The 3,969-nt window shown below is 64.3% G+C and carries 3 protein-coding genes; 2 read left to right on the forward strand and 1 reads right to left on the reverse strand.

Translation table 11 applies throughout. The annotated features are described in order from the left end of the window. Positions 1-285: 285 nt before the first annotated feature. On the reverse strand, positions 286-1,227 hold the full coding sequence (cysK, locus tag HMPREF3151_RS09140) for a cysteine synthase A (protein WP_070475233.1): 942 nt from the start codon (positions 1,225-1,227) through the stop codon (positions 286-288). A 275-nt stretch (positions 1,228-1,502) separates the two neighbouring features. On the opposite strand from cysK, the gene ramA reads away from it, so the two are divergent. Then, complete coding sequence (gene ramA, locus HMPREF3151_RS09145; protein WP_070475234.1) at positions 1,503-2,345, forward strand: acetate metabolism transcriptional regulator RamA; 843 nt, start codon at positions 1,503-1,505, stop codon at positions 2,343-2,345. A 44-nt stretch (positions 2,346-2,389) separates the two neighbouring features. Continuing rightward, positions 2,390-3,640, forward strand: a complete 1,251-nt coding sequence (gene murA / locus HMPREF3151_RS09150; RefSeq protein WP_070475235.1) for a UDP-N-acetylglucosamine 1-carboxyvinyltransferase — start codon at positions 2,390-2,392, stop codon at positions 3,638-3,640. The last annotated feature ends 329 nt before the right edge of the window (positions 3,641-3,969 follow it).

The following is a 3,969-nucleotide window of genomic DNA, read 5'->3' on the forward strand; positions in this document are numbered from 1 at the left end:
TTCAAACGTGGCGCATTAACCGCTTGATCCCGCCTCGGATCTTCACCATCTGCCGTTCACCATTTGCTGCTCGCACGAAGAAACCGGCTACCTACAACTGGCTACCAGCCGAGTTTTCGACGGGTAGCCGGTTGGCGGGTTTCGGGCTAGCGGCCGGGTGGCGCGAGCGGGTCGCGGGGACCTAGACGCCGAGTCGGTCCATCGCCAGCCCCGGCACGCCAGCCCCGCCGCCGAATGGGTCGGTGCCGGGGGAGGGGCGGCAGCTCGTCGCTAAGCAAAAGGTGCTTAGTCGCGGATGTCCTCGTACAGGACGGTGGAGACGTAGCGCTCGCCGAAGTCCGGGATGATCACCACGATGGTCTTATCCGCGTTTTCCTCGCGCGCAGCCAGCTCCAGCGCGGCCTTGACGTTCGCACCCGCGGAGATGCCGCCGAGGATGGCGTCCTTGACCGCGAGCTCGCGGGAGGTGGACACGGCGTCCTCGTTGGTCACGGCGATGATTTCGTCCACGACGTTGCGGTCCAGCGTGCCCGGGATGAAGTTCGCGCCCAGACCCTGGATCTTGTGCGGGCCAGCCTCGCCCTTGGACAGCAGCGGGGAAGCGGCCGGCTCGACGGCCACGGCCTTGACGTCCGCCTTCTGCTCCTTGAGGTACTTGCCGGCGCCCGAGATGGTGCCGCCGGTGCCCACACCTGCGACGAGGATGTCCACCTCGCCGTCGGTGTCCTCCCAGATCTCCGGGCCGGTCGTGGCGTAGTGGATCTTCGGGTTGGCCTCGTTCTCAAACTGGCGGGCCAGGATGGCGCCCTCGTTCTGCTCCACCAGCTCGTTGGCCTTCTCCACGGCACCCTTCATACCGGCGGCGCCCGGGGTGAGCACGATTTCTGCGCCGTAGGCGCGCAGGAGCACGCGGCGCTCGTTGGACATGGTCTCCGGCATGGTCAGGATGACCTTGTAGCCCTTTGCCGCGCCCGCGAGCGCGAGTGCGATGCCGGTGTTTCCGGAGGTGGCCTCCACGATTGTGCCGCCCGGTTTCAGGTCGCCGGATGCCTCTGCGGCCTCGATGATGGCCTTGCCAATGCGGTCCTTGACGGAGTTTGCCGGATTGTAGAACTCCAGCTTGGCCAGCACGCGGGCCTTCGAGCCGTTGGCCTCGGTGATGTCCTTCAGCTCGACGAGCGGGGTGCCGCCGATGAGATCCAGAACGTTGCTTGCGATCTTCGCCATAATTCATCCCCTCCTGGGGTTTCAGTGGTCCATTGGTTGTCCGGGGGACAGCATACACCCCGAAGTAGACAAGACGGTTTGTTGTGTGTGAACCGCACGGTTCGGAGATAGGATTTGGTTTGGTCCGGCAGCGCGCGTTGAACGCTTTTGGAACGGGGTTAAGTTTGGCTACCCCCGTTCGCGCGATATGATCACGTTTGTTTTTGAGTCCTGTTCGGATTCGGGTGTGCCCCAAACGGGTGCCCCCGAAACGGTGGAAGGCGACACGTATGACGATGGATGCGCAGCGCATCAAGGACGACGATGACGCGATCCGCGCGGCCCTGACCGCGCTGAAGACCGCAACCGGCATTCCAGTTGCCATGTACGGCACCCTCTTGTCGGACAACCGGATCCAGATCACCCAGTGGATCGGCCTGCGTACCCCGGCCCTGCAGAACCTCAGTATCGCCGAGGGCGCCGGCGTGGGCGGGCGTGTCGTGTCCACCCGCCGCGCCGTGGGTATCGCCGACTACACGCGCGCTGCCGTGATCTCGCACGAGTACGACCAGCAGATTCAGGACGAGGGCCTGCACTCCGTCGTGGCGGTGCCGGTGATCGTGCAGCGGGAGATTCGGGGCGTTTTGTATGTGGGCGTGCACTCGCCAGTGCGTTTGGGCGACAAGGTCATCGAAGAGGTCGCCATGACCGCGCGCACCCTCGAGCAGGAGCTCGCCGTCAACGCGGCGTTGCGGTCTTCTGAGGGAGGGGACCGGGCAGGCGCCAAGACCGGCCGCGCGATGAACGGCGCGGAGTGGGAACAGGTCCGCGCAACCCACTCCAAGCTGCGCATGCTGACCAACCGGGTGGAGGACGAGAAGCTGCGCAAGGAGCTGGAGCAGCTCTGCGAGCAGCTGGTTTCGCCGGTTGCCGTCAAACAGACGACCAAGCTTTCGGCACGCGAGCTCGACGTGCTCGCGTGCGTGGCGCTGGGGCACACCAACGTCGAGGCCGCCGCCGAGATGGGCATCGGCGCGGAGACTGTGAAGTCCTACCTGCGCAGCGTGATGCGCAAACTCGGTGCTCACACCCGTTATGAAGCAGTCAACGCCGCCCGCCGCATCGGCGCGCTGCCTTAGGCAATTGCTTATCGACGTCCCTCCGGTTCTGTACTGTGGCGGACGTGAAAGAACGGTTTTTGGTTTCAGGCGGCGCCCGACTTGCGGGCGAAGTTCGCGTCGACGGCGCCAAGAACAGCGTGCTCAAGCTGATGGCCGCGGCCCTTCTGGCCGAAGGCACCACCACGCTGCGCAACTGCCCCCAGATTTTGGATGTCCCGCTGATGCGCGACGTCCTTGTCGGACTGGGGTGCGAGGTGGAGATCGAAGGCGATGTCGTGCGCATCCATACTCCGGCCGAGGTGTCCCCGCACGCCGACTTTGACGCGGTACGCCAGTTCCGCGCTTCTGTGGCAGTGCTCGGACCGTTGGTCGCCCGCTGCACCGAGGCGTACGTGGCGCTCCCGGGCGGTGACGCCATTGGGTCGCGGCCGCTGGACATGCATCAGTCCGGCTTGGAGAAGCTGGGCGCGACCACCCACATCGAGCACGGAGCAGTGGTTGCACGTGCAGAGAAGCTCACCGGGGCTTCCATCAAGCTGGACTTCCCGTCGGTGGGTGCGACTGAGAACATCGTCACCGCGGCGGTGCTCGCAGAGGGGCGAACCGTGCTGGACAACGCGGCGCGAGAGCCGGAGATTGTGGACCTGTGCTCCATGCTCAATTCCATGGGCGCGCGCATCGACGGCGCAGGCACGTCCACCATCACCGTCGACGGGGTGGAGGCGCTTTCGCCAACGGAGCACACCGTGGTCGGCGACCGTATCGTCGCCGGCACTTGGGCGTACGCGGCGGCAATGACGCAGGGCGACATCACCGTCACCGGTGCTGCGCCCGGGCATCTGCACTTGGCGTTGTCGAAACTAAAACTCGCTGGCGCCGATGTAGAGACCTACGACAACGGGTTCCGAGTGCGCATGGACGAGCGCCCCCGCGCCGTGGACTACCAGACCTTGCCGTACCCCGGATTCCCCACGGACCTGCAACCCATGGCGATCGCACTCGCAACGATTGCGGACGGGGTTTCCGTGATTACCGAGAACGTCTTCGAGGCACGCTTCCGCTTCGTCGACGAGATGCTGCGCCTGGGAGCTGACGCCAACGTGGACGGCCACCACGTCATGCTGCGCGGGGTGGACCAGCTGTCTTCCACCGACGTGTGGTCCTCCGACATCCGCGCCGGCGCCGGTTTAGTGCTTGCCGGCCTGGTCGCCGACGGTGTGACCACCGTGCACGAGGTGCACCACATCGATCGCGGATACCCGGCCTTTGTCGAGCAGTTGAATGCGCTTGGAGCGCATGTAGAACGCGCATAAAAACCTGCCGTGCGCTGCGGGTTTGTGTTGTGTGTGGGGTGTGTGTAACTTATATCGAGTCAGCGAGACCGACAACGCCCCGCTGGAGAGACTGGTTCAAGGTTCTCTGGTTTGTGTGGCGGGCAGGAAAACAATCGCTGGTGGATTCCAAAGTCACTTGAGGCTGGCTCACTGTTGTGTGGGTTGGTGTTGGGTGTGCTGGTGTTGTTTGAGAACTCGATAGTGTGCCAATGTACTTTTGTTGCGTGGGTGTGTTTGCCTGCCTCGTTTTGTACACTGTGTGGCAGACGCCTTTTGGGTGTGTGCCGGTGGTGGCGTGGTTGAATTCC

Source organism: Corynebacterium sp. HMSC05H05, assembly GCF_001807265.1.
In the GTDB taxonomy this organism is placed as follows: domain Bacteria; phylum Actinomycetota; class Actinomycetes; order Mycobacteriales; family Mycobacteriaceae; genus Corynebacterium.